This window comes from Streptomyces sp. NPDC006923, assembly GCF_040635655.1.
GTDB lineage: Bacteria > Actinomycetota > Actinomycetes > Streptomycetales > Streptomycetaceae > Streptomyces.
The window spans coordinates 59,120-73,975 of record NZ_JBEYIF010000022.1 but is presented as its reverse complement, the minus strand read 5'-3'; the positions used below and the strand labels follow the sequence as shown (position 1 = coordinate 73,975).

The 14,856-nt window shown below is 67.8% G+C and carries 18 protein-coding genes and 2 pseudogenes; 2 read left to right on the top strand and 18 right to left on the bottom strand.

Annotated elements, in window-relative coordinates; all coding sequences use genetic code 11:
• Positions 1-98 precede the first annotated feature (98 nt).
• Positions 99-350 (top strand): annotated as a pseudogene (locus tag ABZ707_RS30325) (transposase); the annotation flags it as partial.
• A 5-nt stretch (positions 351-355) separates the two neighbouring features.
• Here ABZ707_RS30325 and ABZ707_RS30320 read toward each other — a convergent pair.
• The 3 genes and pseudogenes from ABZ707_RS30320 to ABZ707_RS30310 form a co-directional block, all read right to left on the bottom strand.
• Positions 356-733, bottom strand: a complete 378-nt coding sequence (locus ABZ707_RS30320) for a hypothetical protein (protein WP_360181018.1) — start codon at positions 731-733, stop codon at positions 356-358.
• A pseudogene (locus ABZ707_RS30315) lies at positions 707-896 on the bottom strand (NADP-dependent oxidoreductase); the annotation flags it as partial. The gene ABZ707_RS30320 and the pseudogene ABZ707_RS30315, both read right to left, overlap by 27 nt.
• A 180-nt stretch (positions 897-1,076) precedes the next feature.
• Positions 1,077-1,340 (bottom strand): hypothetical protein, encoded by a 264-nt coding sequence (locus ABZ707_RS30310; protein ID WP_360181006.1) that lies wholly within the window; start codon positions 1,338-1,340, stop codon positions 1,077-1,079.
• Positions 1,341-2,549: 1,209 nt separating this feature from the next.
• Here ABZ707_RS30310 and ABZ707_RS30305 point away from each other — a divergent pair.
• Entirely contained in the window at positions 2,550-2,912 is a 363-nt protein-coding gene (locus tag ABZ707_RS30305; RefSeq protein WP_360181004.1) for a hypothetical protein, read from the top strand.
• A 375-nt stretch (positions 2,913-3,287) separates the two neighbouring features.
• On the opposite strand, the gene ABZ707_RS30300 is transcribed toward ABZ707_RS30305, so the two are convergent.
• The 15 genes from ABZ707_RS30300 to ABZ707_RS30230 form a co-directional block, all read right to left on the bottom strand.
• Positions 3,288-4,325: a SpaA isopeptide-forming pilin-related protein gene (locus ABZ707_RS30300; RefSeq protein ID WP_360181002.1), complete on the bottom strand. Its 1,038-nt coding sequence runs from the start codon at positions 4,323-4,325 to the stop codon at positions 3,288-3,290.
• A gap of 202 nt (positions 4,326-4,527) precedes the next feature.
• Positions 4,528-5,388, bottom strand: a complete 861-nt coding sequence (locus ABZ707_RS30295) for a DUF317 domain-containing protein (RefSeq protein ID WP_360181000.1) — start codon at positions 5,386-5,388, stop codon at positions 4,528-4,530.
• 68 nt (positions 5,389-5,456) lie between these two features.
• Entirely contained in the window at positions 5,457-6,650 is a 1,194-nt protein-coding gene (locus tag ABZ707_RS30290) for an ATP-grasp domain-containing protein (protein ID WP_360180998.1), read from the bottom strand.
• 190 nt (positions 6,651-6,840) lie between these two features.
• The gene (locus ABZ707_RS30285) at positions 6,841-8,076 is read right to left on the bottom strand and encodes an MFS transporter (RefSeq protein WP_360180996.1); all 1,236 of its coding nucleotides are present in this window, start codon (positions 8,074-8,076) and stop codon (positions 6,841-6,843) included.
• On the bottom strand, positions 8,073-8,636 hold the full coding sequence (locus ABZ707_RS30280; RefSeq protein WP_360180994.1) for a hypothetical protein: 564 nt from the start codon (positions 8,634-8,636) through the stop codon (positions 8,073-8,075). The genes ABZ707_RS30285 and ABZ707_RS30280 overlap by 4 nt, the downstream gene beginning before the upstream one ends.
• Entirely contained in the window at positions 8,633-9,526 is an 894-nt protein-coding gene (locus ABZ707_RS30275; protein WP_360180993.1) for a winged helix-turn-helix transcriptional regulator, read from the bottom strand. Before ABZ707_RS30275 ends, ABZ707_RS30280 begins: the two co-directional genes overlap by 4 nt.
• 13 nt (positions 9,527-9,539) lie before the next feature.
• The gene (locus ABZ707_RS30270; RefSeq protein ID WP_360180991.1) at positions 9,540-9,971 is read right to left on the bottom strand and encodes a hypothetical protein; all 432 of its coding nucleotides are present in this window, start codon (positions 9,969-9,971) and stop codon (positions 9,540-9,542) included.
• 11 nt (positions 9,972-9,982) lie between these two features.
• Positions 9,983-10,426 carry a hypothetical protein gene (locus ABZ707_RS30265; protein ID WP_360180989.1) on the bottom strand — a complete coding sequence of 148 codons (444 nt, stop codon included), beginning with the start codon at positions 10,424-10,426 and terminating at the stop codon, positions 9,983-9,985.
• On the bottom strand, positions 10,423-10,866 hold the full coding sequence (locus ABZ707_RS30260) for a hypothetical protein (protein WP_360180987.1): 444 nt from the start codon (positions 10,864-10,866) through the stop codon (positions 10,423-10,425). Before ABZ707_RS30260 ends, ABZ707_RS30265 begins: the two co-directional genes overlap by 4 nt.
• Before the next feature lie 62 nt (positions 10,867-10,928).
• Complete coding sequence (locus ABZ707_RS30255; protein WP_360181016.1) at positions 10,929-11,291, bottom strand: SH3 domain-containing protein; 363 nt, start codon at positions 11,289-11,291, stop codon at positions 10,929-10,931.
• Positions 11,292-11,503: 212 nt separating this feature from the next.
• Entirely contained in the window at positions 11,504-12,223 is a 720-nt protein-coding gene (locus ABZ707_RS30250; RefSeq protein WP_360180985.1) for a hypothetical protein, read from the bottom strand.
• 51 nt (positions 12,224-12,274) lie between these two features.
• Complete coding sequence (locus ABZ707_RS30245) at positions 12,275-12,967, bottom strand: hypothetical protein (RefSeq protein ID WP_360180983.1); 693 nt, start codon at positions 12,965-12,967, stop codon at positions 12,275-12,277.
• Between the two features lie 132 nt (positions 12,968-13,099).
• A complete protein-coding gene (locus tag ABZ707_RS30240; protein WP_360180981.1) occupies positions 13,100-13,702 on the bottom strand; it encodes a DUF3631 domain-containing protein in 603 nt (200 codons plus the stop codon).
• Positions 13,665-14,177 (bottom strand): hypothetical protein, encoded by a 513-nt coding sequence (locus ABZ707_RS30235; protein ID WP_360180979.1) that lies wholly within the window; start codon positions 14,175-14,177, stop codon positions 13,665-13,667. Before ABZ707_RS30235 ends, ABZ707_RS30240 begins: the two co-directional genes overlap by 38 nt.
• On the bottom strand, positions 14,174-14,830 hold the full coding sequence (locus tag ABZ707_RS30230) for a DUF4913 domain-containing protein (RefSeq protein ID WP_360180977.1): 657 nt from the start codon (positions 14,828-14,830) through the stop codon (positions 14,174-14,176). Before ABZ707_RS30230 ends, ABZ707_RS30235 begins: the two co-directional genes overlap by 4 nt.
• Positions 14,831-14,856: the final 26 nt, after the last annotated feature.

Sequence of the window (14,856 nt, the reverse complement as noted above, 5' to 3'; positions counted from 1 at the left end):
GGGCGAGGCTTCTTCTTCCCCATGCTCTCCATGATGGACATCCTCCCGGGGACGAACCCCTGATCTCGGATGTCCGCCAAAGCGGATCAAGCTCACATCTTCGTCGTCGGAGTATCCGCGCTGTCATTCCTCAGCCGTCCGACCAGGTCGGCCACCGTCTGCGGCGAGGCAGCGCCGGCGGTCGCCCACCAGCCTTCGATGCCGAGAGGTACAAGCAGCGCAACGCGGTCGAGCGATGCATCAACCGGCTTAAGCAGTGGCGCGGTCTAGCCATGCAAACGGACAAGCTCGCCCTCGCCTACCAGGCTGCACTCCACCTCGCCGCCATCCTTATCTGGGCACGGCGATAGCCCGCTCAGCGATCGACTACCCATCGCGCGCCGGTCGGCCACGCGCCTGTTCCAACAATGTGCTCCACGAGCCCGAATGCCTCACCGACGGGCACGGTGTCCTGGTCTGGGTACTCGTCGTGCTGCCCGTTGGACAGGACGAACCCGTCGCTCGCCCCCTCGGCTCCGGGGTCCACGGCATGCTCGCCGGGATCACCCTCTTCTTCGAGCAGCATCACCATCGCGCGCTCGGCATTCGTCACGAAGGCAAGCAACCGTCCGGACGAACTGGTCAGCCACGTCTCAAGCTGCCCGCTGTCGACCCTCCGCCGAAGGGCCTCCCGCACCACCTCGGACGACACAGAGACAGGGCTGTCGTCATTGATCACCCAGGACTCGATCACGAGCACGACGATCTCACGGACCGATCTAAGAGACAGTGCCTAGCGCTTCCGGCACGCTCCCGGCTACGCCGGAGAACCGGACACCGAGCGCCGGCGCGCCGAGATCGGCGATGGAGATCACCTTCTGTGGATCCCCGGTCGGCTCGACGAGCTCGCGGATCACAGTGGGCGCCGGCCATCCCCGGTTCGACGGCGAGATTCCAGCGGTCGTCGTCCAGAACGACGTCCTTGTAGACCTCGGCACACCAGTGGGCATGGCAGTCGTGACCGAGGGCGTATCTGCGGGTCCACGGCCGGCCCTCGTATTCTTGGCCGGGACGCTGGCCCTGCTGGACCGCGATCTTCAGGGTTCCACGGCGCGGGACTGGTCGTCGTCCCACTGCCAGGTGTTTTCGGCGCCCCGGCTGCGCAGCAGCTCCTCGATCGCCGGTACGGCGGACGAGACCCAGCCGGCCCCGATCGCCTCGCCGGGACGGAAGCCCTCGACGTGCTCCATTCTGCCAAAGAGGACGACGTCCACCGGCCGGCTTTCCGAGCAGTGGGTGCGGATGTGGCAGAGCGCGGCCTCGTTCGCGACGTAGTTCCCGACGATCTCGGCGAACTCCACGCGGCCTGTGCCCTGGGCATAGTCGAGGCGAGAAGGGGACGTCGAAGGCGGAAGTGGCGAGCGGCGAGCGGCGAGCGGCCCGAGCTTGCGCAGGAGCCGTTCGGATCACGTTGACCTTGACGGGTACGGCAGATAACCTCGCGCCGCTGCGTTCGCTGACCTGGCCCCCCATTGTTCAATCCACGACTGCCCGGCTATTGGAGCGGCGGCGAAATTCCCCTGTGTGCTGTCGGCGTGCTGCGGCATCCGCGACCAGCATTGTGCCGGGACTGCCAAGCGACCGAGGCACTGACATCCCTGATGTGAGATGTGGGCCGGGGCCTCGGACGATTACGGTAGCGCGCAGTCACGACGGCGGCCCCCTCCGCGACGAGCGGGGGGAGCCGCCTGCTGTGCGTATCGCTGGCCTACGTGCTATCGGTCGATCAGGCGCCCCGCCTCACCGCTAATCTGCTGGACTTCGGGCCATGGAAGATGGTCGATCGTCCGGACAAACCCTAGATGCGCACCTGCGTGAACACGGCGGCAGACGTGAAGTCGATGAAAGCGCCCGACGCAAGGGTGGGCGTGTTCATGCTACTGCCCCCGCTCTGCGCGTGATAAGTACCCGCGCACCGCTCTACGCCTCCGGTTATCCGCTTTCTGTTCGACCAAGTCCCGCTTTTTGTTCCCGCCCCACGGAAACCGTAGGAGGCGTACGGGGTGCCCGTCGGAGAAAGTATGCAGTCGCCGGATTGGGGAGGATTGTGTTCCACGATGGACGTGGTGAACTCAGGCTCGGGGGCTACGAATCCGAGAAAGGTGATCGTGCCAGCCTCGGGGTCCGCTTGGTAATGGGCAACCTTCCCTGCCGGCGCCTCCTCACTGGGAACAGCCTCTCCCACCCACGTTAACGACTTCACCTCAGCGTTAGTATTTCCGTCCGCCGCCGAGGCTGGCATGGTCCCCACAAGCAGGCTGCCGACAGCCAAGACAGCTATTGCAACGGCCTTCTTAGGCGATTTCATTTGAACTCCAGAAAACTGAGACCACGCTGCTCGCGGCCCTCACAGAGATCAAAATTACAGCGGGACACGCGATGGCGCTAGGTGATTATTCGATCACTTTGAGACACTGGCGTTAGGTGGCCTGTTTAAAACCGTTGCGCGGCGGGCGAGCCTCACACCCTATGCTTGCGGGGTTGTCTGAAAGTTAGCCTGAAGGAGAGCCATGAAACTTCTGCCCTACCTCGCGGTATCCGCTGTTTTAGGGGTGGCAGCAAGCGCCAGCCCCACCACGGCCACGAGCCCGAAGGATGTCGGCATCACCTCAGCAGGAGCGACAGCGGCAGCGGCCGGCTGGGGCATGGCGTACGAGATGGATCCCAAAACTGGGCGCTACGCCCTCATCGGGTTCGCAGACCCGGACGGTAAGGTAGTGCCGTTCGACGAAGGCCAGCGGGGCTACGTCGCGGATGCGCGTACTGGCAGGCTCACGCCCCTGGTTCCGGGGCGGAGCATCTCCTCACCGTTGGCTAATGCCCCCCATTATCCGGGTTACTTGGCCTCGGAGAGCGTAGCGCTGTCTCGCTGACGATGACGGACCGATTGGGCCGGGCCAAGCCGCAGGCCACCAGAATCGGGACCATCTCACGGGGCCAGCCACCACATTCGATACCGGGGCGGCGTCGGTCATTAGCTGCCGTCCCGGTTCGGGCAGCCCGCAGCGCGACCACGATCGGAGGGAACCGGTAACAGCGGCTGCCGCGCTGAGGCACGGGCAGCTTCTACGCGTGGCGTGAATTACTTGTCTGCTTTTTCGTCACCCGCCAACGCTGGACGGATCTCATGGCTGAAACACAGCCAGAGGCCGCAGGATATTTCGGTTGAGCCCATCCGGCTGAGCGGCCGGATAGAGGCCCCAGGGTCCGGGCGTCCCCGGGGGCCTGCTGGCGGTGTCTGGATTCGGTTAGCTGGTCTTGCTGTTGTCGTCCGGCTCGGCCGGCGTGCGACGGCGGGTGACGGCCAGGGTGAGGACGCCGAGGGCAACGAGGAGGCCCGCGCCTCCGGCGATCCACGGGGTGGCGTCGGCGCCGGTGTGGGCGAGGGAGCCTGCCGGTGCTTTCGGTGTCGTATCACTGGCCGGGGTCGTCGCTGCGGTGGGCGAGGATTCGGCGTCTGGCGCGCTGATGCCAGTCGCGGAGTGCTTCGCCCCGCCAGTATCACTAGTGCCCGACTTGCCCGCAGGAGTGGACGGGGTGCCGGTGGACTCGTGTGTCGGCTTGCCCGAGAGGTCGGGCTTGGGGGCGGTCGCGGCGTTGGTAATGGTCACGGTCACCGGGGCGCCAGGGCCCGCGGTGAACGACTTGGACGGCTTGTAGAGGTCGTAGCCGGCGGGGGCCGTGATTTGCCTGACCCAGAACTGCGTCGTCGTCCGGCTCGACATTGGCAGCTTGCCGGAAGCCGTGCCCTTGGCCCCGGTGGTGAGAGTGAGCAGCATCCTGTCTCCGCTGCCGATGTTCACGGTCGCGCCGGGCAGGAGCTTGCCGGTCTTCTCATCCTTGGCCCGCAGGAGGACCTTGGCGGCCTTGACCAGATCGGTGATCGTCAGCCGTGTGGTCGCGCCCGGGGTGACGATGACGTCCTGGTCGGCAACGACCTCATGGAGCGGGCTGCCGGAAGAGGTCTCCTTCAGCCGGTAGACCCCGGGGGCAAGGTTGCGGAAGGCCAGCTCCCCTCGCAAATCGGTCTCCCCACGCCCAGCCTCCCGGCCGTCAGCGTCCAGCAGCAGGAACACGGCGCCCGGGAGGACTTCTCCCGTTGTGTCCTTCTTCGTGATCACGATGCTCCCCGTATCCGGGATGGGAGTCTCGGCGGGAGGAGCAGGCGCGGCGGGCGGCGGATCGGACGTCTGGGCGGTCGCGGCTGGCGCCCATGTGAGGGTCCCGGTCATGGCGGCCGCGAAGGCGGCGGATCGGACGGCGCTACGGACGAAACGAGCATGCACGGGAAAGGCTCCTTGATCAGGCGACGGTGAGGTCATCGGGTCCGCCCAGAGACCGGGGCCGCTGGCGGCAGCAGGGCGGTGGCTGAGTAACTGGGTTGCACGGCCAGGTGACATGGGAGAACCCCCTGGTCTGCGCAGGGCCGGAGTCCTCGAAGGGATCGGGCAAGGACAAGAGGGATCTTCGGTCAAGATCGGGGCGGCATCAGCGACGTGGGCCGGGCAGGGCCGGTCGGCTTGTCGTGCTCCAGCGCGGGACGCTGGACGCGGGGAGCGCAGCCGGGCGGCGTGATGCGGCAGCCCGACGGACGTCGAGGGGGGTGGGAGCCGGCGGCTGCGGCGGCAGGATGGGGGTGAGCTGGGCCATGCCCGCGCTGTAGGTGGATGTCTCCTCGCGCCATCGGGGCAGCGGGGCCGGGTCGGAGACGCACTGGGTGACAGCGGTGAGCAGGGCGACGGGGGTGTCGGTGCTGGCGGTGGCGTACCAGACGGGCCGGTCGATGGAGGTGCCCGCCCACAGGTGCCAGCGGGCGTCACGGGTAGTCAGCTCGGCTGCCGGATCGAGGTCCCCGGTGGTGACCTCCATCCCGGCGAGCCCGTCCGGGGCCTGGATCGCGAAGACGCCCCGGTGGGGACGGTCGATCTCCCAGCCCTGTCTCAGGAGCGGGACGATGGCGAGGAAGGGGTCGTGCTCGTCGGTCCCGGAGACCGGCCGCGCGAGGTAGGCGTCCGGTCCCTGCTCGTACGCCGCGGCGAGGACGGTGGTGAACGCGGTCACGAACTCGGTGGGGACACGGTCGTTGAAACAGACGCCCCAGGTCGGCGGGCCGAACGAGTCCTTGTAGGCACTGATGCGCCAGAGGCCGTCGTCCTCGCCGTCGGGCAGGTAACCGAGGCGGACCCCGTGGTCGGGCGAGCTGAGATACACATTGGCGAGGTCATCGTGCCGCAGGTCCCAACCGAGGTGGAGCAGCGGGGCGAGGGCGAGATCGCCGTTGTAGGTGGAGCTTGCGAGGTAGCGCGGGGAGACATAGACGTCTCCGTCAATCGGATCGGGGTCGGGCATGTTCACATCCGGTGGAGACGGGCAGCGGATCAGCGTTGCGCGGGCGGTCGGAAGGCAGCTGCTCGTGGTCAGGTGAGGGGTGCGACGCTGACGGCGAGGCGCCGCTGGATGGCCTGGGCGCGTGCCTGGGCGAGGTGGCCGGTCGGAGCGGTGGTGATGAGGAAGCCGAGCCGGGCGGTGAACATGTCGCCGCCGTCCTGCGGCAGCAGTACTTCGTCGCCGGGACGGCGCTGGAAGCGGACGCGTTCCAGCCACGGCTCTTCGCCGGTCTCGTCCAGCCGGAGATCGGCGAGGACGCCGGAGGTGTCCGGGTAGAGCAGTCGGATGGCCGCTGCCTGATGCTGTGTCGGGCTGAGGTCGGGAGTGCGTCCGCAAGCGATGTCCGCGGCGGCGCGCGGTAGGTCAATGCCGGTGGCGAGGCGGACCAGATGCCCGATCATGTCACCGGCAATCCGGCCGTTGACTTCGATCAGCCGTGGGCGGTCGTCGACCAGCCGCATCTCGACGTGGCTGACCCCATCGTTGATGCCGAGGGCCTTGATGGCTGCCGTAGCGACGGGAGCCACCGTGGTGAGGAGCGGATCGGCCGCGTCGACCGAGTGCGCCATCTCTTCGAAGAACGGCGGCGGGCTGACGGTCTTGCGAGTGACAGCGACGACGCTGGTCGTGCCCCGGTGGGTGACGCATTCGACGGAGACCTCGGGACCGTCGAGGTACTCCTCCACCAGAACCTGCGGACTCTTCGTGTCCTGGCTCGCGCCGCCTGCGGCGAACTCCCATGCGGCGGGAAGCTCTTCGGCACGGTCGGCGCGGATCACGCCGATGCTGGCAGCGCGGGAGGCGGGTTTGAGGACGACGGGGTAGCCGATGGTCTCGGCGGCGAGCGCGGCCTCCAGCGGGGAGCGCGTGGCCATGGACGCGGCGGAGGGGACCCCGTGGCGGGCGAACAGGGTCCGGGAGGTGGCCTTGTTGCGGCATGCCCGCATCACCTCTGGCGGATCGGCGGGCAGGCCGAGTTGCCGGGCGAGGCGTGCGACGGGGATGAGGTACCACTCCGTCCACGTCACCACCCCGGCCAGCTGGTGGCGTGCGGCCAGAGCGTGGCCGGCGGTGGACAGCGCGGCCTGGTCGGTGGGGTCGGCGACCTCCCAGTCCGTGAGAAAGGGGCGTTCCCAGGTGGGTTCAGTACCGGTGATCAGCACGACATCGAAGGCGGCAGCCACGCTTTCCAGGCAGTAGCCGCGGTACGCCTCGGCGTCCATATCGGCGGCAGCGACTACCAGAACAACAGGTCGAAACAAAGGACGAACTCCGAGGAAGTGAAGGGACGGGACGGGGCCACGGTGGGGCGAGACCGGCGGAGTGGTGGCGCACACGCATCCGGTGTGGCGACCTCGCCCGGCTCATTTGAAGTCGATGCGCGGCGCCAAAGGTCTCCGGGAGAGATGGCTCCTACGGGCGTCGGAGGGGGTAGGCGCGCAGCCGGGTGAAGGCGACGGTGAGCCCGACGGCCTGGAGTACGGCGCAGCAGGCCATGGCATGACCGAGCAGATGGATCGGGGTGATCGCCACCAGTACTCCGGCGAGGGGGAAGGGCAGCAGGAGGAGCAGGATCGTCAGGGAGAGGGTGCTGCCGAACGCCTCGGGCGGGATGAGGTGGGAGCGCACGGTGCGCAGGACGACGGTTATGCCGCCCTCGCCGACCATGAGGGCCGAGGTCAGTACCAGATAGATGGTGTAGTGGTGGGCGGTGGAGAGGGCCAGGCACGCGCAGGCGGCCACGCCTCCCGAGAGCGCGCCGACCGGCCAGAGACCGTTGCGGTCAATGGCTTTGCGGCACAGGGCGATGGCCAGCAGGGACGCGCCGGCTGCGGCGGACCAGACGAGCCCGACGTCGGCGCTGGAGTGGCCGAGTTCCTTGACCACGATGACGGGGGTCGCGGCCTGGAGCAGGCCCAGCGACAGGTTCGACAGGGTCACGCCCATCACCAGCCAGCCCAGGGCCGGCAATGACCGCAGGGTGGCCCAGCCTGCTCGCAACCCGGTGATCGCCGGCACTGGGGCAGCGGTCGGCCGGACGGCGGGCTGCCGGGGAGCGAGGCCGGCGCCGAGCAGGGAGAAGAACGCGACGGCGCTGAGCATCCCGGTCGCTCCGCTCCGCTCAAGGAGGAGGCCGGCCAGTGCGGGCCCCGACAACGTAGCCGCCTGGTCGATGCCCATCAGCGCTGACTGCACCCGGTGTGCCTGGTCCCCGGCCTCCCTGCTGGCCGAAGCGCCCGCCGTCTCCGCCGCGATGTATGAAAACTCCGACAGCACCCCGGTCGAGGCGGCGAGGACCATCACCGTGACCGTCGCTCCGCCGTTGCCTCCCACTGCGGACAGGAGCAGCGCGGCGGCGATGACCACCACGGCGCGGGCGAGGCAGGCGAGACGGAATACCCGCGTCGTGCCGTACCGGTCCACTACCGCCCCAGCGAGCGTGAACGCCCCCAGGCGCGGTACCCACTCCAGCGCGAACGCGGTGCCGGTCAGCGCGGCCGAGTCGGTGGTCGCCAGGACCAGCAGAGGAATCCCATACGTAGTCATCGCCGTCGCGCCGGCGTCGGCGGAGCGGGGGAGATAAATACGGCGCCACAGGCCGGAGCGGTCCGGGCGGGCGAACACCCGCGGACTGACGTCAGCTCTCACGCGGCCCACTTCGGGGTGTCCGCCCCGCCGACAGTGGACTGCGCCGGCGCCGAGACAGTGGACGGGGCGGCTTGCGCCCACCGGGACAGTGCGGCCCAGGACTGCTGCAACCCCGCGTCGGACACGAGGCTGGCGCCAGGCCCCACGCGGTGTGCGGCGTGTCGGATGAGCAAGAGAGCGTTGCCGTTGTATCTCTGGGCCAGGAGGGAAAGAGTTCCCTGGACGCGGCTGACAAACGTGCTGGTGCGGCTGGGGTAGTCGCGCGTGCGGGCCCAGCGAGCAAGCTGGTCGTACACGTCAGCGAGTCCAGCGCCACGACGGGTAAGCCGAAGGAACGGCATGGCCCTGGTGCCCTCCCGCAGCAGTTGGAGTTCGCGGCCGGCCGCGAGGGCGTTGCGGATCTGCTGGCGGGTGAGGTCGGGGAACGTGCGTCCAAGCATGCCGTGCTCGATCGCCCCGTTGTCGTCGATCTCGCTGACCAACCGGATAAGACCGGGGAGCGACAACTCGCGGATCACACGGGTCACCTGCTCCGCGTTGAGGATCTCGCTGTGGGTCAACGGCGCTGACCCCCGGCAGGCGAAAAGACAGCCGGACGTGCGGGTATCGAGGCGGAAAACAGGTCACCCGACTGCCAGGCGGCCTTCGGAGCCCGAGCCGGCACAGCGGGAGCACGGACCCCCGGGGGTGCTGAGGCTGGGATGCCTGCCTGGGTGCTGGCCCGGGTACCCGGGCCGGTCTGGGACGGTGGTGTCGGATCTCCCCAAACCGGGTGGGTGCCAGCGCGGCTGAGCGGGTGTCCGGCTGCCCAGGCGGAGACTGAGCGGTAGACAGGGGCGAGGGCGAGGCCCGTGGCGGAGAGCTGAACGCAGTGCTCCTCGTCCTTCTCGACAAGCCCGTCCTTGACCAGCCGCCTCAACGGCGGATAGATCGCGTTGAGTGCGTGCGACGGCATCACGACGCTTTCCAAAGCTGCGATGCTGGTGACTCCCCTCATCCGCAGCGTCCACAGAATGGCCGTGGTGTGACGCGGCGTAAGCAAAAGAAGGGCGTCCTCTACGTTCTGAGCCGACGCAATACGCTCCGGCTCCCGCCTGCCGGTCAGCGGATTGAGAACGGTGTCCTTCACCAGGCAGGCGTCGCCCCAGGCAGCGATCACTTTCAGGACCGGCATCAGCTCGGTGCCGCGTGCGGTCAGACCATAGGTGACGTGCCGGGCTTCGTAGTCGGTGCGCTCCACCAGGCCACTCTCCGAGAGTTTGCGGAGTTTGGGGGCGAGCGAGCCGTCATGAAGCCACGGCAACTTGGACTTGATCTCCGTGTAGCGCAATGGCTTCTCGGACAGCGTCATCAGTACCCACACTCTCCAGCGCGTGCTGATCATCTCCAACGACTCCGCGACGCGCTCCAGATCAGCGAGGGTCGTACGGGGCACAGGGGTGGTGGACAAAGGGGGGAACTCCTTAACGGGTAGGAGCGGTGGTGGCTGGATGATGCGTCGGCGCAGCGGGCGGGACTGGCGCCGGAGCTGGTACCGAGGCCGGGGAGCCGGTGTCCGGGGCAGGGACGCGTTGCAGGCTCTGCAGGACAGCGCTCATCGTCTTGGTGTGGGCGTCGCGGACTGCGACGGCCTCGGCGATCCGACGGGCGCAGTCGAGGATGTGGCCGGCGTCGAAGGGAGTGGTTTCCCTTTCCGGATGACTGAGTTGACGCAGTCGCTGTAGGTGGAAGGCGATGGACCGCTCAGAGAGGGCGAGGTCGTTGTAACTGCCGAGCAAGGCGGCGAGCATGCCACTGACGGGAAGGGCATCAGCTCTGGCTGCGAGGTCAGCGAGCGGCGCCCCGTACAGGTCCTCGATACGCCCGGCGATGATCTGGGCGTGCGGGTGGGGCATGGGCTGGGCCTTCACGATCGGTGCTCGCGCGCCGGCCCGGCACCCGCAGGTGCCGGGCCGGTCGGAGCCAGCCCGGTGATGATTTTCTGCTGGGCGGACCGCAGTGGCCTGCCCGGCACTGGGGCGGGTCTCATGGCGTGCAGCAACTTGCCCAGGGCAGCGATGTAGTCGGCGCGGGCGGTGAGCGCCGCCTCCAGCCATTGGGCGTCCCACCGCAGGTCATCCGTGGTCAGGGCATCTCTGTCGTGGTCGTCGGCGGTGTCCGCGAGGACACGGTCGCGGACTCGGGCCGCCTGTTCTTCGGCCACCGCAAGGAAGCTCCGCAGCTCCAGCGCCCGCATCAAAGTCGCGGAGGTATCCATACCGGAAACTATGCTGTAAAGCTCTGCGGCCGGGGCGCCGAAGGCTTCCTCGAGCGCCTGGTCCTGGTTGGTTGGGACGTGCGCGACATTCACCGTGTTACGCCTTGGGCAGGGGCCGCAGAGGTCATGGGCCGAGCGGGCGGTCTCGTCTGGAGAGCTGGCGCTCGGCCGGCCTCCGGCGACGAGCCGCTCCACACGTACCCGGCGGGGGCGGGCGTGTCGAGGAGGTGGCGGATCACCGTCACCCGTCCGTCCCGAACCGTCACCGCGAGATTCACCCGGTGTGCGAAGTCGAAAGGCGGCTCATCGACTTCCCCCGGCGCCTTCACCATCAGCACGGTCATGAGGTCGTCCTCGGCCCGCGCCAACGCCTCCTCGGACTCCGCCAGGAGGCCATGCCAGTGGACGGCAGCGGTCGCCTGGCTGTTGGCCTGTGGTGCGGCTGTGACCGCGCGGCGCAGGTCCGAAAGGCTCATCTGAAAGTGACTTTCGATCAGCTCGGTGACCACGGCGAGCACGTCGTCGTCAGGCACGGTGAGTTCCTTTCATGACTGTGTTGGGATCGGGTGAGTCGCGCTTTTCGCGGTGCGGTGCTTTAGTCGAGGCAGAAATAGGCGTCGCGGTAGACGTAGGTACCGGACACCCAGCCCTTCACGCCGGTGGTCCTGTCGGTGATGTAGTGCCAATTGCCGCTGGACTTGGTAACGGTGAACTTGTGGCCCCGGTAGAGCACGCCGAGTGCGGTGGAATTCGTCGTTGCCTTGGAGCGGATCGTGACCGCTGACGTGCCGATCACCCAGGGACCGGGCCGGTCGCACGGCCGAGTACCCGAGGCGATCGTCGTGACCGAGGATGGAACCCCCTGCGGTGTCGCGTCGGCCGGAGAGATGAATGTGAGCGGGATCGCGAATGCGCCGAGAACGGCGGTGCGGGCAGCGATACGGGAGGATGCGCGCATGAAGATTTGGCCTCCAAGCCGATAGAAGAAGGACACGAATCGAAACCCCGCAAGGGAGTTGCGTGGGCCGATTAATAGAGTCCGGAGAAACCCCGTTTTCGGTAACCGGGGAATGCCTGCTATGTTGCGCCGGTTGGGGATGCTGCTCGCGAATCAATGGCCGCGGTTCACCCAGAGGACCCGCACCGAGCCGGCAGGCAGGCGGTCAGAGCTCAGCGCCCGTGTGCGGAGGGTCTCGTGGGCGGCGCAGGAGGTGGCGGGAGTTCCGGCGATCGGAAGAGATCCCCCGACGGGGGCGGAGGAAGAAGAGGCATCACCCCGCCGCTGCGGCGTTGGTCCCACCAGTCGGACACGGCACTCAGATCAGTGAAGGCGCTCTCGCGCAGGGTGTGTGTGCCAGAGAGGAGGTCGGCCTCTTCCAGCAGCACCCGGAACGGAAAGGTTGTGCGCTCAGCAACGGCGCGCAGAAGCACGGTGGTCTGCGGCTTTGTACTGGAGTCGTCGGTGTAGCTGGTGAGCAGGGCGAAGCGATCTCCGTCGTCCTGGAGACGTTCTTCGAGAGCCTTCGTCGCCTCGTCAGCTGGCGTGCTTCCGGTTCCTGGAGGAAGGCGGACGGCGTCCTTGGGGCAGCCTCGGGCGATCAGCCAGGACTGGGCTATGGCGAGCAGCGGCAGCCTCGCGTGTTGGAAACGGAACGTACGGGACCTGGTGTCACGCCGAAGGTGAAGGGCCACGATCTGGGGCTCATCGGGGACACCCCAGGTGCCGGCCTCGTCATGAAGCACGAAGTAGCTGTGCTGTTCATCGTGCGTGTGATGCTGAGCCAGGACGCATAGGTCGATCTCGTTGTCTGTGATGTGCCGACAGAACTGCTCCGCCGCTGCGTCGTTGACCGCCCGGTAGCCGTCGAGTCGGAAATCGGGTTTGGGCATCAGAGCTTTCGGTTCGGACCTGCCCACAGGTCTCGGGCAGGGCTGGTGGGTTCAGCTGCGGGCGCGACCGGCAATCGGCCAGGCGCCTGGCTGCGGCGATGGGGGCGCCGCGGCGATGCCGGGGCGGCGGACGCCGGCCAGAGTGGTGCGGCCGACGTTTGTGACCGTGACGGGCTGCCCGGCTTGGACCGGATGAGACTCGTCCCGAGTCACGAGCCCGGCCTCCTCCAGGCGCTCCAGCGTGGAAGGGGTGACACGGACACCAGAGGCCGTCACGACCGACAGCCTTCCGGTAAGGAGGTGATAATGCAGCTTTGCGCCTTGAGTGATGGCCAGCAGCGCGGCGAAGTCCGGCGCGCTCAGTTCCGCTCCCTCAGGGATTGTTTTTTGTGCCCGCATGGTCTCGACGGGACCAAGCGCGGCGAGAACCAGCTGCTGGTGCTCGTCGCGGGCGGTGGCGGCTTTCTGCAGCTGGCCGACGGTGCGGTCGATGCGGGCGAAGAGTGCCTGGTTGACCGGAAACCTCCCGGAAGCCAGGCGGCGGAGCATGAAACGGTAGAAGGTGACGGACGTCTCCGCCCGAACGAGACCCCGGTGAGCATCAGCCAGGCGGGAGGACGGCTTGTCGAGCAGTCCGCGCTCGCGGTGCTGCCACAACTGGTCGACGCTGCAGCCCACCGCCGCTTCGATGCGGTGATCGAGCGCTGTCCGCGCTTTGTCCACCGGCAAGGTGGGGAGGGACATGAAGAAGGAGACTCCTTGCGTATGACGTGCCTGCGTCCCATGGGTCAGCCACAGGGGCCCAGGAGCGCGGGCCTGTTCTGGACGGCATCCCAGAGCGGAACCTCCTTCCGGCCGCCTGTGGGCGGATGCAGGTCAGCGGTCCGGCAGGGCTGCGATCAGGGCGGAACGCCGGTAGGACTTACGGCGCCGCCCGTCGGGCAGGGTCACGTCCCGGGTGGAGACCTCGTAGGGGGCCAGAAGCTGGGCGAGACGGGACTGAGTCAGGTCGCGGTAGCGCCAGCGGCCCTCCGCCACCCCCGGGATCTGCCGGAGGCCGGTCACCAGGTCACCCGAAGCTACGGCTTCCGGGTCGCCGAGTCTCCTGAAAATGGACAGGGCGGCGTGCACGACGCTGGCCGGCTGCGGATGCTGGCCGGGGCAGGACAGGGAGTCGTGCTCCTTCTCGGGCTGCCCCACCTTGGTGGTTACACAGCAGCAGTCGGTGGACATCAGACGGGTCAAGACGGGTCCGACGGCCATACGCTCGACGAGCAGTGCGGTGAGCTGATCGAGCAGTTCCGCGGCGCTGAGCTTGTTCGGGCCGCTGTGGGCCGCGAAGTCGAGGAGGCGCCGGTCCAGGTCCCGGAGTTCCAGAAAAGTGTCGAGGATGGCGCGGTGGTGCGGATTGTCTTCGACGGGTTGGACCGTCAGGACGGAGTCAGCGAGCGAGTCGAGGAGAGCGGGGAAACCCTTCAACGGGCATGGCCTTTCTGGGACGGAGAGAGCGGGGGGCCATAAGAACGGGCAGCGCGCGGGGCGATGTCTGGGCTGTGGTGACCGCTCGCCAGGCGTCCAGTTGCGGCGAGCGAGCCCGGGCGGCATAGGTCAACGCGCTCGTCGGGCGGAGGGTACGAGCGAGCCGGATCCGGGCGGCGTCGTGCTCGTTCCATCCGGATCCGGGGCGTACGGCGATGACGTGGATGTCGGTGTCGTAAGCGGAAGTCGGCGGGGCCGGACGGTAGCCGTAGAGAAGGCGCCATTCGGTCCGGTCACCGAAGTCAACCGCGCGGTAGCCGTCCAGTTCGTCGGTCAGCCGGTCTCCAGAGAGTTTGGAGTTGACGAGATCCCGGAGCCTTCCCAGCGCCAGGTGCTGGGTATCTTCAGGTGCCTGCAGCAGGTCGGCCAGGGCGCGTGGATCAAAGCTGAGGCCGAACGCCGCCTGCCCAGTCACCTGGTGACTCCTTCCTGCCCGCCAGGCGCGTCCATGTCCTCAGCGGCGACGCGCGCGGAGCGTTCCGAGCGGGCCGGTCCGTGTAGGAGGCGATGGGCGGCACGGTCCGGTGATGTCATGCAGGCCGACAGTGGCCCGCCCGGCGCCCGTACGGCCGCCATCGCGTGGGTGAGGAAATCGCGGTGCCACACAAACATCCCGGACAGCCCGGCCTCGGGGTCCTTGTGCTGCTGGTAGGCCATCCACAGGGCGTGCAGCCAGGCCACCACGTCGTCGTGCTGCTGCCACTTCTCACACCAAGGGGCTGCGGTGGTGATCTCCGCGCCGTAGATGCGCATGAGGAAGTCGTCCACCCAGTCGGTCAGGGTGTCCAACTCGTTCTCGAACTCCTCGCCCTCCAGCTCATGGATCGGCCTCGGGTCCGCAGGGGCGGTCCGTGCCGGGATATCTGGCACCGAGCTTGGTAGGCCGAAAGCGGCGAAAGGGTTGGGGGGTTGGACGGGGGCGACAGCCAGAGCGCCGAGTTGGCTGGCCTGTTCCGCTGTCTGGTCCATGAGCCGGCGGACGCTCGTCTCGATGCTTTCCAGACTGTTGTCCGGTAGCCGGACCGGTTCCAACTCGCCCTCCCCGCGGGGGCTTAGAGGTTCAGACACGAATGGGTCTCCTTGCGCTGCAGAGA

Excerpts from the sequence above, each read along its gene's own strand:
- ABZ707_RS30305 (WP_360181004.1), top strand. The coding sequence starts at position 2,550 with ATGAAACTTCTGCCCTACCTCGCGGTATCCGCTGTTTTAGGGGTGGCA.
- ABZ707_RS30295 (WP_360181000.1), bottom strand. The coding sequence starts at position 5,388 with ATGCCCGACCCCGATCCGATTGACGGAGACGTCTATGTCTCCCCGCGC.
- ABZ707_RS30290 (WP_360180998.1), bottom strand. The coding sequence starts at position 6,650 with ATGGACGCCGAGGCGTACCGCGGCTACTGCCTGGAAAGCGTGGCTGCC.
- ABZ707_RS30270 (WP_360180991.1), bottom strand. The coding sequence starts at position 9,971 with ATGCCCCACCCGCACGCCCAGATCATCGCCGGGCGTATCGAGGACCTG.
- ABZ707_RS30255 (WP_360181016.1), bottom strand. The coding sequence starts at position 11,291 with ATGCGCGCATCCTCCCGTATCGCTGCCCGCACCGCCGTTCTCGGCGCA.
- ABZ707_RS30250 (WP_360180985.1), bottom strand. The coding sequence starts at position 12,223 with ATGCCCAAACCCGATTTCCGACTCGACGGCTACCGGGCGGTCAACGAC.
- ABZ707_RS30245 (WP_360180983.1), bottom strand. The coding sequence starts at position 12,967 with ATGTCCCTCCCCACCTTGCCGGTGGACAAAGCGCGGACAGCGCTCGAT.